The following is a 16,492-nucleotide window of genomic DNA, read 5'->3' on the forward strand; positions in this document are numbered from 1 at the left end:
ATTCTGAATTTTCGTTTTTGAATCTTATTTTTATTCAAACATTTCTTCGATCTGCTGTATAAGCTTCTTGATAGAATAAGGCTTGGTGACATAAGCATCGGCTCCCATTTCAATGCCTTTCTCAATATCTTTCGGATTATTTTTGGCGCTGAGGAAAAGGACTTTGGTGTTTTTAAGTCTTTCGTCCTGTTTGATGATTTCCAGGGTACTGTATCCATCCAGATTCGGCATCATGATATCGAGGAGGATAACATCCGGGATCATGGTTTTTAAAAAATCCAGAACTTCGGTTCCGTCTCTGGCAATATAAACGTCATATCCGTTCTTTTTAAAACTGTATTCCAGCGACATTAATATTTTGTGCTCATCATCTGCAATGATTATCTTTTTCATAGGAGATTTTTATAGGGGTTCAACTTCATTTTAACTGTCCTGGGGTATTCTTTCAGGTATATTGATGGTGAAAGTAACGCCCAGTCCGCTGTTTTCAGCTTTTATGGTTCCTTTGTGGGCCTGTACTATCTTTTTGGAAATAGCCAATCCAAGTCCGCTTCCGGTAGGTTTAATAATATTTTGGTTTTTAGACTGGTAAAATTTATCAAAAATCATTTCCAGATCTTCTTCGGGAATATGTCTTCCGGTATTAAAAAATTTGATGATCAGTTCATTATCTTTGTCTGATAACTTTGTCTGTATCGTTCCCTGATCATCTGTGAATTTCAGAGCATTTCCTAAAATATTCTGGAAAAGTTGGATCATTCTTGCTTCGTCATACTCAAATATATGCTGATTCAGGAGATTGACCTCACTTAAATGGATATTTTTCTGCTGAATAAGATGGAGCAGGGGATTAACTGCTTTTTTATAGGTTTCAAGAATGTTGTTTTCCTTGATGTTTAATGCAATTTCACCATGTTCAAGTTTATCCAGATAAAGAATGTCGTTGATGATCTCGCTCAGCCTGTCTGATTCTGTTATAATATTATTTAAAAACTCTTTTTTGATCTCCAGCGGAATATCATCATCATCAGCTAAAATCTCCCCTGCAGAACGGATAGCGGTGATCGGTGTTCTCAGTTCATGCGCTACGGAATCCAGAAAATCATCTTTCTGACGGTCTTTGATGATCAGGCTTTCGTTGGCATTTCTGAGGTCATCAGATAGTTTCTGCAATTCTGTAGACTGTTCCGTAAGTTTTTTATTGAGGGTGATATTTTCTTTGGATTCCTCTAAAATATTTAAAACCTCTTTTAACGAAATTTTATCTTCTTTGGTTACTCCTTCAATCAGGATCTTGGCAGAAGCGGTTCCTATTCTTCCGGCTAAAAGGTTTTCTGAAAATTTGATAAACCTTGAATCTGCGGTTTCAGCCTGAGAATCAATATTATATTTTAAATTGAAGATTCTTAATGCCTGTTCAGTTTTATTCTTGCCTAAAAATCTTTCGAGAATATTCTTGATATCAGAAACATAAGCAGTTCCGCGCCAGATAAAGGCATTTTCATGGTTCTGAATATATTTGTCGATGTCTACATACAGTTCTGCAAAATTTCTTTCACGGTAATTTCCTTTAACACTCACGGAAATAATGGTAAACAGAGCGGTATTGACCAGTAAAGACCAGAAGAAAATCTGAGAAATTCTGCTCAGGTAAGGAATGCTGAAAAATCCAAAGGCATCATACATCTCTCTCAAAACACCTTTAAATTCCTGATTGTAAGAAAAATAATACTGCGGAATGATCAATCCGAAGTAACATACGGCAAGTCCGGCAAGCAATCCTATGACAGCCCCTTTGTAGCTTCCTCTTCTCCAGAAAATAGCTCCAAAAAATGCAGGAGCAAGCTGGGCGATCACTACAAAAGAAATCAGACCTACAGAATCCAGTGATGTTCTCAGGATGAAATATTTATAGAAAACAAAAGCCATAATGATTAGTGCGAAAATACTGAACTTCCTGATATTGGTAATATTTCGGGTATTCTGAATCTCATTTTCAGACTTGAATTTTCCAAGCAGCCCGTAAGGAATGATGAGGTTGTTGGAAAGCATAATCGAAAGGGTGATCGCAGAAATAATGATCATGGAGATACACGAACTCAGCCCTCCCAGGAATACAAAAACCGTAATCAGGGTATTGTCAAAATGCTGGGGAATCAGAATAGAGTAGAACTCCGGATTTACTTTCTGGCCGTCAAAAATAAGCCTTCCGCCCCAAGCGATCGGGAATATAAATACAGTGAAGATTAAAAGGTAAAGAGGAAAAAACCAGATAGCGGTTTTAATATGTTTTTCCTGTCTGTTCTCTACAATGGCAGTGTGAAATTGTCTCGGTAAAATACAGATGGCTGTTGCAGAGATCATACACAATACCATCCAGTTCATAGCGTCTTCAATACCGTTGAGGGTGTTTTTTTCTTTGAAATCTTCAAATTGGCTAGCCTTTTGGTAAATGTCAGAAAATCCGTCAAATACAAAATAGATAACAAAAATACCTAAGATAATAATGAAGAAAAGTTTTAAAAAACTCTCCAGGGCAATCGCTGAAATAATTCCTAGCCGTTTTTCCGATGCATCCACATATTTTGTTCCGTAATAAGAAGAAAATAAGGCGATGAGAACGACTACAAATGTTGCGTTGTCTGTAAGAATGTTATTGGACATCGATGTTTCGGTAACCAGGTGAAAGGTTTCTGAAATGGCTTTGATCTGAAGCCCTATGTAAGGAACAATAGCGAGCAGGCAGACTATTGTAATAATAGCACTGAAGCTTCTGCTGTTGCCATATCTCAAAGAAATAAAATCTGCAAGGCTGCTTATTTTGTTGATTCTTGCGATGCGTACGATCCGGGTATTGATGTAGATCCATGCCGGAATGACCATAATAGGACCAATATAAATCGGAAGATAATTAAGTCCGCTGGTAGCCGCAACACCAATGCTTCCGTAGTACGTCCATGCCGTGCAGTACACCGCAAGAGACAGCGCATAAATGTAAGGATTGTTGATCCAAAGCTTGCTCTTCTTCTTCTCTGCCAGGTGGGCAACTAAGAACAAAAGAGCGAGGTAAAACAAAACCACAAAAAATAATGCGAAACTACTCATCATACCTTTTTACAATTACAAAAGAAATAATGATGGAAATCATCCAGACTGTGAACAGGTAAATAAGGATCATCGGATACCCGAAAACCTCCCTCTCACTGTTGAATAGCAGAGAAAAGGGAATGCTGAAAGCAATCATCAGCCCGATGCTTAGGATAACCAGTTTTTGTTCGTGTCTTTTTTTCATAATGATCATGAATAAAGATAATTGATGAACGGATGTCTAATGCTTATCATTCATCAATTATCATTTATTTTTATAATTAAAGTTTCTCGTCAGAATATTCTCCGGTCAGGGCATAATAGCCGAAAACAGCCAGTCCGCCGGAAATAATCGGCATCAGGACGAATAAAATGATGATACCGAATACCAGATCTTCCTGCTTGCCCGAAGTGATCTTGGGAATTCCTAAAACCGTGGTTCCGAAATATCCCACCACCAGTGCAATCGCGATCCAGAGTATGCCTAATATTTTTTTTAGTCCGTTCATTTTAGTAGATTTAAAATTAATAAAAATTTGAGTGATTCAGTACCTAATCGTGAATATTGTTGTTCTTATTTTTAAGATAAAATAATCCGATGATCAGGCAGACGGCGGCAACCCCTATCGGATACCATAACCCTTGAAGATACCACGTCGGATGGCCTGCGTCTTTGCCTACAGTTACCAAATAAGTGGCGACAGCAGGAAGAAGTCCTCCGAATACCCCGTTTCCTATATGGTAAGGCAGTGACATAGAAGTGTAGCGTATTCTTATCGGGAACATCTCTACAAGAAAAGCAGCGATTGGACCGTAAACCATCGTTACAAATATCACCTGGATAAATACAAGGAAGATCAGATACCATTTTGTATTATCGGCCAATGTCAGAGACTGTGATACTTTAGGTTCTTCCGCTTTTCCGTCTTTCATTACAGGACCTGTCGGCGACCAGTGAACCACACTGTCTTTTTTAATTAAAGTTCCATCTGTGTAAAGGGTTTCCTTATGGAAGGTCACGAGACTGTCTGTGGTAATTTTATCGTGAATTTTAGCTGTTCTTTTTTCTGTGATGCCGTTAGCGGCAACCGTTTTACTTTCAAGCTTTACACTGTTGAACATACTGTCGTAAATTGGGCGGTAGGCTAATATGGCCACCAGCATTCCCGTCATCATTACTGCTTTTCTTCCTATTTTATCAGAAAGCCATCCGAAGAAGACAAAGAAGGGGGTTCCCAGGAATAATGCTGTTGCCATCAATGAGTCAACCTGTGCAGATTCCACATTCATTACTTTCTGCAGGAAACTCATCGCATAAAACTGCCCGGTGTACCAGATTACCCCTTGTCCCATAGCAGCTCCAAATAGGGCAAGAAGAACGAATTTGAAATTATACTTGTTTCCGAAACTCTCTTTTAAAGGATTTTTCGATGTTTTTCCTTCGCTTTTAGCCTTCGCAAAAAGCGGAGATTCTTTCATGTTTTTTCTGATGATATAAGAAACCCCAACCATAAGAATTGAAATCCAGAAAGGAACCCTCCATCCCCAGTGATCAAATTCTTCTGCCGAAAGCGAGGTTTTGGTAACCAGAATCACAATCAGGGAAATGAAAAGTCCTGCCGTTGCAGTAGTCTGTATCCAGGAAGTCCAGTAGCCTCTTCTGTGGGGTTGTGCATATTCGGCAACATAAGTCGCGGCACCACCATATTCACCGCCAAGGGCAAGTCCCTGAAGAAGTCTTAAAATTAAAACAAGAACAGGTGCTAAAAACCCGATAGTCTCATAACTTGGAATACACCCGATCAGGAAAGTTGAAAATCCCATGATCAGCAATGTCACCAGGAAAGTATATTTTCGTCCGATAATATCTCCCAATCTTCCGAAGAACAAAGCTCCGAAAGGTCTTACCACAAATCCTGCTGCAAAAGTTGCCAGAGTAGATAAAAATGCTGCGGTAGGATTATCTGCAGGGAAGAATTTTGTTGCCAGAACAATGGCTAAGCTTCCAAAAATATAGAAATCATACCATTCTATCAGAGTGCCGAGAGAAGAGGCTGTAATAACGCTCCAGATGGTGCGGTTTTTTTGCCTTTCGGTCATATTCTCGTAGTTTTCGTGATGGTTTTCGCTCATATTGCTTGATTTTTTGATGTTATTAAATAAATGATATCGGGATAGCTTGAGTGTTACAGGTAAATTTGAAACTGAACAATGAACTCTCCCTTAGAAGAAGGGCTTTCAGTAGGGCTTGTGTAAACCGGTCTTGTAGAATATTGGGTGGTGATTTTTGCATGATGCCCGTCAATAAACCAGTTGGCACCAATATCGAATTGTGAAGATGATTTGTCAAAAGCTTCAAAGCTTTTATGGGTATATGCTGCAAAAGGCTGTATTCTGACTTTAGGTTTTTCTGCCTGATTGGGTAAAAGTAAGCCGGCCTGTGCGTAGATAATAGTACCTGTTCCGATTGTTGGCTGTAAATTTCCGGGTCCTGCAATGGCTTTGTTTCCGATGAAATTCGGATCTGTTGCCGCAATATTCATGATTCCTAGATTTCTGATATAATTCGGGCCGAAATTATAATTGTAATATCCGGCATACGCAGAAACGGCCATTTTGTTTTTGGCTTCTCCCAGCGGAATATCAGCAAATGCATCTACTGCGAAAAGAGTAATGTCATGTTTTTCTATATTTGAATTTACAGAAGTTCTAGTGCCGTCTGCCTGGTGATAAAATCCTGCTCCTACATTGAAGACTTTCTTGGTTCCCAGGTAAGAGCCAACTTTGAAAGGAAGAGTGTTGGATTCTTCATCAAGGAACTGGTATTCAACATAACCTGCCTTTGAAAAGCTTGGATTTCCGTTATTATCTACAGCTGCAGCTTTCGACGGATCAGTTACATTTACCGGTACAAGATCGGTGGCAAAAGGCTTGTTTAAACTGAAACGGTATTCCAGTTTTCCGTATTTTCCCTTAGCAAACATTCCGAGCTGTCTTGCAAACTGATCTGAATTGTCAATCAGAGGCCATGAGAAAATAGGAGAATCTACGGTTAGGAAATTAAGCGTTGAAGCCATGGTCATACGGGAAAGTCCCATGTAGTAATGAAGTCCTGCCCCTAAAGATAAACTGAATTTTCCTGCTTCTCCAGGTAAAATAACAGCATATTCATTCCAGGCATCATGGAAAAACATCTGAGGTTTTTTTCCGTTTCCATACCCTCCAGTCCCTGAAGTCCCTGATCCTCCGCCATTGATAAAGGTCTGGTTGTTGATTCCGAAATGGGCCAGAATCATATATCTTTTAGAGATCTGAGCATAAGCTAGAGCACGTAATCTTCTGTTTCCCAGGCTCCATGAATTGTCTGCAGGTTCACCGGCAACCATACTTCCTGGATTCATCTGGGTATTCCTGAGCCAGAACTGATCCCATAAAATAAATCTGATATACTTATCTCCGTCCTGGTTGAGGTTTAATTTTAATCCGCTGCCATAATCCGGAGAGCCCTGCGAGTATAAAGAGCTACTCATTACGGCTAATCCTATGAATGTAAGAATTTTATTCATAAATTATCAATTTTTGGCGTTTTTTTTTATTGATGCCAAATTGTAATTAATAATTTATTTACGAAAATTTAATATATATTTATGGTAATAGTATAGTTATTAAGATACAATCCGTAAAATACAAGGTTTAAAGTCTATCATCCATTATCCATTCATCTTTTGTCTAATATCTACTTCTTAAACCTTTCCCACTTAATCAACATATATTTGTCCGCAAACTGGGTAATAATAATCCCTGAGTTTTTGATATTTTCCTCCTGGGCTATATATTCTATCAGCTCATTTTGCTTCAGTATTTTATAAACGGGGTGGAATTCTGAATGAGGAGGTCTTGTAATATTGTATTTTTTAATCCAGGAGCTTATCGTTACATGAGAAACCCCTATGATTCTTTCTATTTCACGATAACTTAGGCCTTCAAGATAGAGCTGTAGTGCTTTTGTAACATAATAATCGTCGATTTGTTTTCCCAGTTTTTTAACAGTAAAGTAATATCCGCAATCCTTACAATGGAAGCGTTGTTTTTCCTTAATGATACCACTTTTTACGATTTTGGAACTATTGCATTTCGGACATGTATTTTCCATAACTATAATTTTTTAGCAAATGTATAATAATTTAGCAAATATATAATTTTTAATAAAGATAATTTTACCTGTTTATTTTCTAAAAATAAAAAAAATATCTTTTTAATTTGGATTTAGAAGAAATTATATTTTAAATTTGCCAAAAAAATTAGATAAATAAATGGAAATAGAAATTTCCTCATGCGCACATCTAATGTATGTGAGTGAAATACAGCAGGAAATGTACGATTCTGCACAGCGTAGAGGAACAGGGATTGCAAAGCGCTCCCTTGAATATTTGAGTAAGAAAATTTCAGAAGGCAATGCTGTTGTAGCTACTGAAAATGGAGAGTGGGTTGGTTTCTGCTACATAGAAACCTGGTCACACGGGAAATTTGTAGCCAATTCTGGACTTATCGTTTCGCCAAAATTCAGGAACGGAGGAGTTGCTACTCAAATCAAACAAAAAGTTTTCCAGCTATCTAGGGATAAATATCCGGATGCAAAAGTATTCGGGCTGACAACAGGGCTTGCAGTAATGAAGATTAACAGCGATCTGGGTTACAAGCCGGTGATTTATTCAGAGCTTACTCAGGATGAAGAGTTCTGGAGCGGATGTAAGAGCTGTGTGAATTATGAAATATTAATGATGAAGGAACGTAAAAACTGTCTTTGTACAGCCATGCTTTTTGTTCCTGAAAACAAAATAAAGGAAGCTGCAGATGATCAGCCTGAAGATAAATATCATCATGAAATCCATCAGGCGGGTGTTGAAGATCCTCTTGATGAGTTCCATCTGACCATTAAAAATAATAAAAAGAATCCAGATGAAAAAGAAAGTCATCTTAGCGTTTAGCGGAGGTTTAGATACCTCTTACTGTGCAAAATATCTTAGTGAAACACTGGGATATGATGTGTATGCAGTTACTGTAAATACCGGAGGTTTTTCTAAAGAAGAAGAGAAAGAATTGGAGAAGAAAGCCCTGAATCTTGGGGTAAAGGAGTACAGGTGCGTAGATGCTCAGGAGGATTATTATAATTCTTGTGTAAAATATCTGATCTTTGGTAATGTGTTGAAAAATAACACGTATCCTTTGTCTGTGAGTGCTGAACGTACCATTCAGGCACAGGAGATTGCAAAATATGCGATTAAAATAAATGCTGATGCTATTGCTCATGGAAGTACAGGAGCCGGTAATGACCAGGTTCGTTTTGATCTGATCTTTCAGGTGATGTGTCCGAAGGTGGAAATCATTACACCAATCCGTGATATGTCTTTGTCCCGTGAAGAAGAAATTGAATTTTTAAAAAGTCACGGCTATGAAATGGAATTTCATAAAGCACAATATTCTGTGAATAAAGGGCTTTGGGGGACTTCAGTGGGAGGAAAAGAAACATTAACTTCCAGAAATTATCTTCCTGAAGAAGCATTTCCTTCGCAGATCACAGAAACTCAGCCTTCAGATCTTGAAATTGAATTTAAAAACGGAGAAGTGGTTGCTGTGAATGGAGAAACTTTTAAACATTCTGTTTATGCAATTCAGAAAATAGAAGAACTGGCTTCTGTGTATGGAATTGGCCGGGATATTCATGTAGGAGATACGATTGTGGGTATTAAAGGAAGAGTAGGTTTTGAAGCAGCAGCGGCATCTGTAATTATCAAAGCCCATCATTTATTGGAAAAACATACCCTTTCAAAATATCAGCAGATGATGAAATCCCAGCTTTCAGATTGGTATGGGAACTGGCTTCATGAAGCGCTTTTCTTAGATCCTGTGATGAGGAATATCGAAGCTTTTTTAGCGGATTCCCAAAAAATGGTAACCGGAAAAGTATTTGTAACCCTTCATCCTTACAGGTTTATTTTAAATGGAATTGAGTCCGGTCATGACCTGATGTCTGATAAATTCGGAAGTTATGGAGAAGCCAACAGAGCCTGGAGTGGTGAAGATGTAAAAGGATACACCAAAATTGTAAGCAATTCCCTGAATATATACCACCAGGTCAATTCAACATTATAATAATAGGAGTTCCGAAGGAACGACTTAACGAAGGATAGGATGAAGTCCTATCAACCCATAAATTAACAATAAAAATCAACCCATCAGGAACGCCCGTTAAAAGAGTTCCGAAGGAATGATTTAATAAAGGATAGGACGAAGTCCTATCAGCTATCAACAACATCATTAAACATGAAAAAAACAGTAGGTATTGTAGGCGCCAACGGCTACACAGGAAGCGAATTGGTACGTCTGCTGGCTTTTCATCCTCATGTGTCATTGAGTTTTTTATATAGCCGTTCCAATCCGGGAATAAAGATTTCAGATTTGTACCCGGATTTAACGGCAGTTTGCGAGGATATTCTGACGGATCAGCCGGAGGAAACAGATATTCTTTTTCTGTGTCTTCCTCACAAGGAAAGTCAGAATTGGCTGGAGCAGAATCCGGTTAATGAAGAAACTTTGGTTATTGATCTGGGCAACGATTTCCGTTTGGATGGAGAATGTGGAAACAGAACTTTTATCTACGGACTTCCTGAAATCAATAAAAAAAATCTTCAAGGAGTCAAAAGTATTTCGAATCCTGGATGTTTTGCTACGGCAATTCAGTTGGCATTACTGCCTTTGGCTGAAAAAGGATTGCTGGATGAGGTTTTTACAACGGGAATTACGGGTTCCACAGGTGCCGGACAGTCTTTGCAGGCAACAACCCATTTTACGTGGAGGAATGATAATATTTCAGCATATAAAACACTCACACATCAACATGTGGATGAGGTTTTAAAACAGTTGATCTCATTTAATCATAAAGAGGTTAACCTGAATTTTGTTCCGTGGAGAGGAGATTTTACGAGAGGGATTTTTACAAGTTCTACAGTGAAAACAGATTTAGTACTTTCAGATATCAGTCAGTTGTATAGGGACTTTTATGCAGAGGAGCCTTTTGTAAAGGTAAGTGAAAAAGCAATTGATTTAAAGCAGGTTGTCAACACCAATCGCTGTGTGATCCAGATTGAGAAAAGTGGAAATGTAGCCGTTATTCACACAGCGATTGACAATTTGTTAAAAGGGGCTTCCGGACAGGCAGTTCAGAATATGAATATTGCGATGGGCTGGGAAGAAAATCTGGGGCTGGATTTGAAGCCGATCGCGTTTTAAAGTGAATGGGCAACAGGCTAATGATGAATTTTAAAACCTTAATTAAAAAACAAAAATGAATTTATTCAACGTATATCCATTATTTAATATAAATCCGGTAAAAGCCCAGGGATCTTTTCTTTGGGATGATAAAGGAGAAAAATATCTTGACTTCTATGGTGGGCATGCTGTAATCTCGATTGGGCATAACCATCCCCATTATCAAAATAAACTAAAAGACCAGCTGGGGAAAATTTCATTTTATTCCAACTCTGTACAGAATAACTTGCAGAATGAACTGGCTGAAAAATTGGGAGAACTTTCAGAGTATGAAAATTATAATTTATTCCTGTGTAATTCAGGCGCTGAAGCTAATGAAAATGCCTTAAAACTGGCCTCTTTTCATAATGGGAAAGATAAAGTGCTTTATTTTTCAGGATCGTTTCATGGAAGAACTTCTGCTGCGGTTTCAGTAACGGATAATCCAAAAATTGTGGCTCCGGTCAACTTTTCAGAAAAATTTATCAAATCAGAATGGAATGATATAAAGCAGCTTGAAGAAGCTTTTGAAATACACGGAAATGAAATTTCTTCCGTGATTATTGAAGGCATTCAGGGAGTAGGAGGAATCATGATTCCAACAGCAGAATTTCTGTTTAAAATTAAAGAGCTGTGTAATAAATACAATGCTGCTCTTATTCTTGATGAAGTACAGTCAGGATATGGAAGAAGCGGATACTTCTTTGCCCATCAGGAATTTGGAGTTGAACCGGATATGATTACAACAGCAAAAGGAATGGGGAATGGCTTCCCGATTGGAGGAGTGTTGATTCATCCTAAATTTGAAGCAAGTAACGGTCTTTTGGGGACAACATTTGGTGGAAATCATCTGGCCTGTGCTGCAGCAATTGCTGTTCTGGAGGTCATGAAAGACGAAGATCTTATTAAAAATGCTCAGCAAATAGGTGAGTATATTGAAAATGAAATTAAAGATTTACCACATATTCAATCTATCAGGAGGAAAGGTCTGATGATAGGAATAGAGCTCGATAGAGACTGTTCAGAAGTGAGGAAAAACCTGCTGTATGACCATCATATTTTTACAGGAAACTCCAATGATAAAAATGTATTGAGGATTCTTCCTGCACTTAATATAAGGAAAGAAGAAACGGATCTCTTCATCAATGCTTTGAAAATGGTATTAGAGCAAATTTAAACCACAATAGTTTATATTAAAACTCATGTGCCGGATCAACAATTAATGTGTAAACAAAATCTTTAAAATGGATATTCCATTTATCCATTAAAAAAACAGAAACTAACAAATGAAAAAATTCACCTCTGTGAGTGATGTAGAAAGCTTACAGGATATTATAAAAAAAGCTTTAGAAATTAAAGAAAATCCTCTTTCGGAAACTGAAAAAGGAAAAGGAAAAACAATTGGATTGGTATTTTTGAACTCAAGTTTGAGAACCCGTTTAAGCAGCCAGATAGCGGCTCAGAATTTAGGACTAAATGTATTGACTTTAAACGCAGCCCAGGAAGCCTGGAATCTTGAATTTGCCGATGGAGCCGTAATGAACGGAGATACGGTAGAACATATCAAAGATGCTATTGAGGTTTTAAATCAATATTGTGACATCATCGCGGTACGTTGTTTTGCGGGAATGAAAGTTAAGGAAGATGATGTTAACGAAAGTATTTTGAGTCAGTTTGAGCAGCACGCAAAAGTACCCGTTATTTCTCTGGAATCAGCAACCCGTCACCCTTTACAAAGCCTTGCAGATTGTATTACAATTACTGAAAGCTGGAAAGAAGAACGCAAACCAAAAGTGGTTCTCACCTGGGCACCTCACATCAAACCGATTGCCCACGCAGTAGGAAACTCTTTTGCAGAATGGATGCAGGAAATGGATGTGGATTTTGTGATCACCAATCCGGAAGGTTATGATTTGGATAAAAATTTTACAAAAGATGTAAAAGTAATTCATGATCAGAACGAAGCTCTGAAAGATGCAGACTTTATTTATGTGAAAAACTGGTCGTCTTTTGAAGATTATGCAGCAATGCCTGAGGTAAAAGAAAACTGGATGCTGACCAATGAAAAATTGGAAAATACCAACGATGCAAAGGTAATGCATTGCCTTCCCGTCCGCAGAAATGTAGAACTCAGCGACGAGGTCATGGATGGTAAAAACTCCATTATCTATCAACAGGCAAAAAACCGGATATTCTCTGCTCAGACCATCTTCAGCGAAATGTTGGACAACATAAAATCATAATATCCAAAAGAGTTCCAAAAGAATGATTCAACAAAGGACAGGATAGAATCCTGTCAAATTGAAATATAAAATCCGGATTAAAGTCCCGAAGGGACGATTCAACAAAGAATAGGATGCAATCCTATTAAACAAAACAAAGATAACATACCCAAAAAGAAAGAATCCCAACGGGATGATTTACCCAAGAATAGGATGCAATCCTATTAAATAAAATATAAAATCATTTAACAAAGAATAGGGTAAAATCCTATTAAATAAAATTATCAAACAAATATCAAAAAACACCACAATCTGTAATGAACAAGCTGTACATCATAAAAATAGGAGGCGCTCTGATTGACGATGAAAAATTGTTAAATCATTTCCTGGAGCAGTTTTCCGAAATTAAAGAAAAGAAAATTCTTGTTCATGGAGGAGGTAAGCTGGCGACAACGCTGGCAGATAAGCTTGGTGTAGAACAGAAGATGGTTAATGGAAGAAGGATTACAGATAAAGAGACGTTGGATATTGTAACGATGGTGTATGCGGGCGGAATCAATAAGAATATTGTTGAAAAATTGCAGCAGAAAAAATGTAACGCCATAGGGTTTTCGGGGGCAGACGGAAACTTAATTAAAGCCAAAAAAAGAGAACATCCTGAAATTGATTTCGGATATGTTGGAGATATTAATAAGAAGAGTGTGAACAGGAAGCTGGTTTCAAAACTAATTAAGCTTGATCTTGTTCCTGTATTTTCTGCGATTACCCATGATAAAAAAGGAAATCTTTTCAATACCAATGCAGATACCATTGCTTCTGTAATGGCGCAGGCTTTATCGGAGAAATATGAAGTTGAATTGTTGTATTGTTTTGATAAAGAAGGGGTTTTGGAAGATGTTAATAATCCGGATTCCGTTATCAGAAATGTTTCTGAGGAGAAGTTTTTGACATTGAAAGAACAGGGGAAACTTCATAAAGGAATTCTTCCCAAACTGGAAAATGCTTTGGGAGCTATAAAAAACAATGTAAATAAAGTATTTCTGATCAAAGAAACCGAACTTAAAAATCATATAGAAAATCATCATGCAGGAACTGAAATCTGTTTATAATAAAGAAGAATTATTGAGTAATGCTATAGGGCTGCTTAAAAAACTGATTGAAATTCCTTCATTCAGTAAAGATGAATTCAATACATCGGTAGAAATTGAAAACTTCTTCAGAAAACATCAGATCCCTACAAAACGTTTTAAAAACAATATCTGGGCGGTGAATAAGAATTTTGATGTATTCAAACCATCTGTTCTGCTCAATACGCATCATGATACGGTAAAACCCAACAAAGCATATGCGCTGGACCCGTTTCTGCCAATAGAAAAAGACGGAAAGCTGTATGGACTGGGGAGCAATGATGCGGGGGCCTCTTTGGTTTCTATGGCTCAGGTTTTTTTACATTTTTATGAAAAAGAAGATTTAAAATATAATTTAGTTATTGCTTTGACAGCAGAGGAGGAGATTTCAGGATTTGATGGAATTGAAGCCCTGTTTCCGCAGCTTCCCAATGTGGAATTCGCTATTGTAGGTGAACCCACGCAGATGAATCTGGCGATCGCGGAAAAAGGACTTTTGGTTATTGACGGGGAAATGAAAGGAACTCCTTCTCATGCTGCTCATCCAAACGATGATAATTCCATTGTAAAATGCATGGAAGATCTTCAGCATATCTTAAACTTCAGGTTTCCTAAAATTTCAGACTATCTGGGTGAAGTAAAAATAACGTTGTCAGGAATTCATGCCGGCGTACAGCATAACGTGGTTCCGGAATCATGTTCTTTCACGCTGGATGTAAGGGGTACCGATGAATATTCCAATAAAGAGGCATTTGAAATCATTCAGTCACAGATGAAGTCAGAACTCAGGGCAAGGTCATTCAGGCTTAACTCGTCAAAGATTGAAATGGATCACCCGTTTGTACAGGCCGGATTGGAAATAGGAAGGACCACGTACGGTTCACCTACCTCTTCGGATCAGGCGATCATTCCTTGTACATCGGTAAAAATAGGACCTGGAGACAGCAGGCGCTCCCATACAGCAGATGAGTACATCCATATAGGAGAAATAGAAGAAGGAATTGAAATCTATATCCGGATTCTGGAAAAAGTTTTATAAAAAAGAAGAAGTGATAGTTTAGGTTTAAAGCTTCTCATCAACAATACATGTTTTAGCTACGCTCGGCAGGAAATTAAAGTGGAGTTTTTAATAAGGATTTATGCAAAAAGAAAAATTAAAAACAAAAGCTTTTGAATGTGGAGATGTTTTTTTAATAGTTTTTTTACTGGTAACAGTATAGTTAAGGATTCCTGTCGGGCTGCTGAAACAATATTAAATAATTATCTATGAAAAAAATATGGCAAAAGGATAACCTTGCTACCAATATATTAGTCAACAATTTTACAGTCGGAAAAGATCTTGACTTTGATGAACGTCTGGCAAAATACGACGTTAAAGGTTCAATGGCACATTGTAAAATGCTGGCAGAAACCGGAATTATCTCCGGTGAAGAATCAAAACAGATGCTTTCCGTTCTGGAAACCATTCTGAATGATATTGAGAACAATTATTTTGAGATCGATAAACAAGCTGAAGATATTCATTCTCAGATCGAAGCGATACTCATTGAAAAATTAGGCGATACCGGAAAGAAGATCCATACCGCAAGATCACGTAATGATCAGGTTTTGACAGACATCAAACTCTATCTTTTAGACGAGATTCGTGAGATTACCGTATTAACAGATGAGTTTTTTCAGATCCTTACGGGACTTGCAGATCAGCATAAAAATGTATTGCTTCCCGGATACACACATTTGCAGATTGCAATGCCGTCTTCTTTCGGGTTGTGGTTCGGGGCTTATGCTGAAGCGTTGCTGGATGATGTTGAACTGCTGTTTTCAGTGAAAAATATCATCAACAAAAATCCTTTGGGTTCAGCAGCAGGATATGGCTCTTCATTTCCGATCGACCGTGAAAGCACTACCTATAATCTGGGATTTCAGTCAATGAATTATAATTCAGTATATGCCCAGATGACGCGTGGAAAATCTGAGAAATTACTGGCCATGTCCATGGCAGCCTTAGCTGGAACGCTTTCGAAATTTGCGTATGATGTATGTCTGTATCTTAATCAGAACTTCAATTTCATCAGCTTTCCGAAAGAATTTACCACAGGAAGCAGCATTATGCCGCATAAAAAAAATCCGGACATTTTTGAGCTGGTTCGTGCCCGTTGCAACAGAATCCAGTCGCTTCCGAATGAACTGATTATACTTACCAACAATCTTCCGTCGGGCTACCACAGAGATGTACAGCTTACAAAAGAGATTCTTTTTCCAGCTATTGATTCATTAAAAGAATGTCTGGAAATTTTAAATTATACCCTTCCGAATATTCAGGTAAAAGATGGAATTCTGGAAGACGAAAAATATAAATATCTTTTCAGTGTAGAGAAAATCAATGAAGAAGTGAAAAACGGAAGTTCGTTCCGGGATGCTTACATCAAAGTAGGACAGGAGATTGAAAACAATGAATTTGATTTTGAAGCAGGAGAGTTGAATCATACCCACCAGGGAAGTATCGGAAATCTCAGCCTCGATAAAATAGAATACCAGTTCAATAAGCTGAAAAATAAATTATTGGGTTGATCTAAGACAACATTTGTTAAAGATCTTATCAAAGCTTCGATTTCGCTCAGTTGATACTTCTGATTACGAACGACGTTCTGCAGGGCTGTCATGCTGAGCGGAATCGAAGCATCTTTAAAATTGTGAGAATAGATTTGAATTAAATAAATGTTGTAGATCTGTAAAAAGGATAAGAAT

Annotated in this window: 15 protein-coding genes; 8 read left to right on the top strand and 7 right to left on the bottom strand. The window is 37.8% G+C overall.

The window, feature by feature from the left end; genetic code table 11:
* Nucleotides 1-30: 30 nt before the first annotated feature.
* The 7 genes from FW768_RS00390 to FW768_RS00420 form a co-directional block, all read right to left on the bottom strand.
* Nucleotides 31-393 carry a response regulator transcription factor gene (locus FW768_RS00390; protein WP_153391352.1) on the bottom strand — a complete coding sequence of 121 codons (363 nt, stop codon included), beginning with the start codon at nt 391-393 and terminating at the stop codon, nt 31-33.
* Between the two features lie 30 nt (nt 394-423).
* Complete coding sequence (locus FW768_RS00395; RefSeq protein WP_185152037.1) at nt 424-3,105, bottom strand: ATP-binding protein; 2,682 nt, start codon at nt 3,103-3,105, stop codon at nt 424-426.
* Nucleotides 3,098-3,292, bottom strand: coding sequence for a hypothetical protein (locus FW768_RS00400; protein WP_153391356.1), 195 nt, complete (start codon nt 3,290-3,292; stop codon nt 3,098-3,100). Before FW768_RS00400 ends, FW768_RS00395 begins: the two co-directional genes overlap by 8 nt.
* A gap of 76 nt (nt 3,293-3,368) precedes the next feature.
* Nucleotides 3,369-3,596 carry a DUF6814 family protein gene (locus FW768_RS00405; protein WP_062697234.1) on the bottom strand — a complete coding sequence of 76 codons (228 nt, stop codon included), beginning with the start codon at nt 3,594-3,596 and terminating at the stop codon, nt 3,369-3,371.
* A gap of 43 nt (nt 3,597-3,639) precedes the next feature.
* Nucleotides 3,640-5,220: an MFS transporter gene (locus FW768_RS00410; RefSeq protein ID WP_153391358.1), complete on the bottom strand. Its 1,581-nt coding sequence runs from the start codon at nt 5,218-5,220 to the stop codon at nt 3,640-3,642.
* A 53-nt stretch (nt 5,221-5,273) separates the two neighbouring features.
* A complete protein-coding gene (locus FW768_RS00415; protein ID WP_153391360.1) occupies nt 5,274-6,653 on the bottom strand; it encodes a porin in 1,380 nt (459 codons plus the stop codon).
* 170 nt (nt 6,654-6,823) lie between these two features.
* Nucleotides 6,824-7,240 carry an IS1/IS1595 family N-terminal zinc-binding domain-containing protein gene (locus FW768_RS00420; RefSeq protein ID WP_153391361.1) on the bottom strand — a complete coding sequence of 139 codons (417 nt, stop codon included), beginning with the start codon at nt 7,238-7,240 and terminating at the stop codon, nt 6,824-6,826.
* A gap of 160 nt (nt 7,241-7,400) precedes the next feature.
* Here FW768_RS00420 and FW768_RS00425 point away from each other — a divergent pair, with 160 nt between their 5' ends.
* The 8 genes from FW768_RS00425 (at nt 7,401) to argH (ending at nt 16,315) form a co-directional block, all read left to right on the top strand.
* A complete protein-coding gene (locus FW768_RS00425; protein WP_153391363.1) occupies nt 7,401-8,075 on the top strand; it encodes a GNAT family N-acetyltransferase in 675 nt (224 codons plus the stop codon).
* Nucleotides 8,047-9,240 carry an argininosuccinate synthase gene (locus FW768_RS00430; RefSeq protein WP_153391365.1) on the top strand — a complete coding sequence of 398 codons (1,194 nt, stop codon included), beginning with the start codon at nt 8,047-8,049 and terminating at the stop codon, nt 9,238-9,240. The genes FW768_RS00425 and FW768_RS00430 overlap by 29 nt, the downstream gene beginning before the upstream one ends.
* A gap of 171 nt (nt 9,241-9,411) precedes the next feature.
* Nucleotides 9,412-10,377, top strand: coding sequence for an N-acetyl-gamma-glutamyl-phosphate reductase (gene argC / locus FW768_RS00435; RefSeq protein ID WP_153391367.1), 966 nt, complete (start codon nt 9,412-9,414; stop codon nt 10,375-10,377).
* A gap of 55 nt (nt 10,378-10,432) precedes the next feature.
* Nucleotides 10,433-11,572, top strand: a complete 1,140-nt coding sequence (locus tag FW768_RS00440; RefSeq protein WP_153391369.1) for an aspartate aminotransferase family protein — start codon at nt 10,433-10,435, stop codon at nt 11,570-11,572.
* 109 nt (nt 11,573-11,681) lie between these two features.
* Complete coding sequence (locus FW768_RS00445) at nt 11,682-12,638, top strand: Rossmann-fold NAD(P)-binding domain-containing protein (RefSeq protein WP_153391371.1); 957 nt, start codon at nt 11,682-11,684, stop codon at nt 12,636-12,638.
* Between the two features lie 296 nt (nt 12,639-12,934).
* Nucleotides 12,935-13,726: an acetylglutamate kinase gene (gene argB / locus FW768_RS00450; RefSeq protein ID WP_153391373.1), complete on the top strand. Its 792-nt coding sequence runs from the start codon at nt 12,935-12,937 to the stop codon at nt 13,724-13,726.
* Nucleotides 13,701-14,783: a M20 family metallo-hydrolase gene (locus tag FW768_RS00455; RefSeq protein ID WP_153391374.1), complete on the top strand. Its 1,083-nt coding sequence runs from the start codon at nt 13,701-13,703 to the stop codon at nt 14,781-14,783. The genes argB and FW768_RS00455 overlap by 26 nt, the downstream gene beginning before the upstream one ends.
* 227 nt (nt 14,784-15,010) lie before the next feature.
* The gene (gene argH / locus FW768_RS00460; protein WP_153391376.1) at nt 15,011-16,315 is read left to right on the top strand and encodes an argininosuccinate lyase; all 1,305 of its coding nucleotides are present in this window, start codon (nt 15,011-15,013) and stop codon (nt 16,313-16,315) included.
* Nucleotides 16,316-16,492: the final 177 nt, after the last annotated feature.

It is taken from the genome of Chryseobacterium vaccae (assembly GCF_009602705.1).
In the GTDB taxonomy this organism is placed as follows: Bacteria; Bacteroidota; Bacteroidia; order Flavobacteriales; family Weeksellaceae; genus Chryseobacterium; species Chryseobacterium vaccae.

Bases quoted from the DNA above. Each gene is read 5' to 3' on its own strand.
- FW768_RS00390 (WP_153391352.1), bottom strand. From the start codon at position 393: ATGAAAAAGATAATCATTGCAGATGATGAGCACAAAATATTAATGTCG.
- FW768_RS00395 (WP_185152037.1), bottom strand. From the start codon at position 3,105: ATGAGTAGTTTCGCATTATTTTTTGTGGTTTTGTTTTACCTCGCTCTT.
- FW768_RS00400 (WP_153391356.1), bottom strand. From the start codon at position 3,292: ATGAAAAAAAGACACGAACAAAAACTGGTTATCCTAAGCATCGGGCTG.
- FW768_RS00405 (WP_062697234.1), bottom strand. From the start codon at position 3,596: ATGAACGGACTAAAAAAAATATTAGGCATACTCTGGATCGCGATTGCA.
- FW768_RS00410 (WP_153391358.1), bottom strand. From the start codon at position 5,220: ATGAGCGAAAACCATCACGAAAACTACGAGAATATGACCGAAAGGCAA.
- FW768_RS00415 (WP_153391360.1), bottom strand. From the start codon at position 6,653: ATGAATAAAATTCTTACATTCATAGGATTAGCCGTAATGAGTAGCTCT.
- FW768_RS00420 (WP_153391361.1), bottom strand. From the start codon at position 7,240: ATGGAAAATACATGTCCGAAATGCAATAGTTCCAAAATCGTAAAAAGT.
- FW768_RS00425 (WP_153391363.1), top strand. From the start codon at position 7,401: ATGGAAATAGAAATTTCCTCATGCGCACATCTAATGTATGTGAGTGAA.
- FW768_RS00430 (WP_153391365.1), top strand. From the start codon at position 8,047: ATGAAAAAGAAAGTCATCTTAGCGTTTAGCGGAGGTTTAGATACCTCT.
- argC (WP_153391367.1), top strand. From the start codon at position 9,412: ATGAAAAAAACAGTAGGTATTGTAGGCGCCAACGGCTACACAGGAAGC.
- FW768_RS00440 (WP_153391369.1), top strand. From the start codon at position 10,433: ATGAATTTATTCAACGTATATCCATTATTTAATATAAATCCGGTAAAA.
- FW768_RS00445 (WP_153391371.1), top strand. From the start codon at position 11,682: ATGAAAAAATTCACCTCTGTGAGTGATGTAGAAAGCTTACAGGATATT.
- argB (WP_153391373.1), top strand. From the start codon at position 12,935: ATGAACAAGCTGTACATCATAAAAATAGGAGGCGCTCTGATTGACGAT.
- FW768_RS00455 (WP_153391374.1), top strand. From the start codon at position 13,701: ATGCAGGAACTGAAATCTGTTTATAATAAAGAAGAATTATTGAGTAAT.
- argH (WP_153391376.1), top strand. From the start codon at position 15,011: ATGAAAAAAATATGGCAAAAGGATAACCTTGCTACCAATATATTAGTC.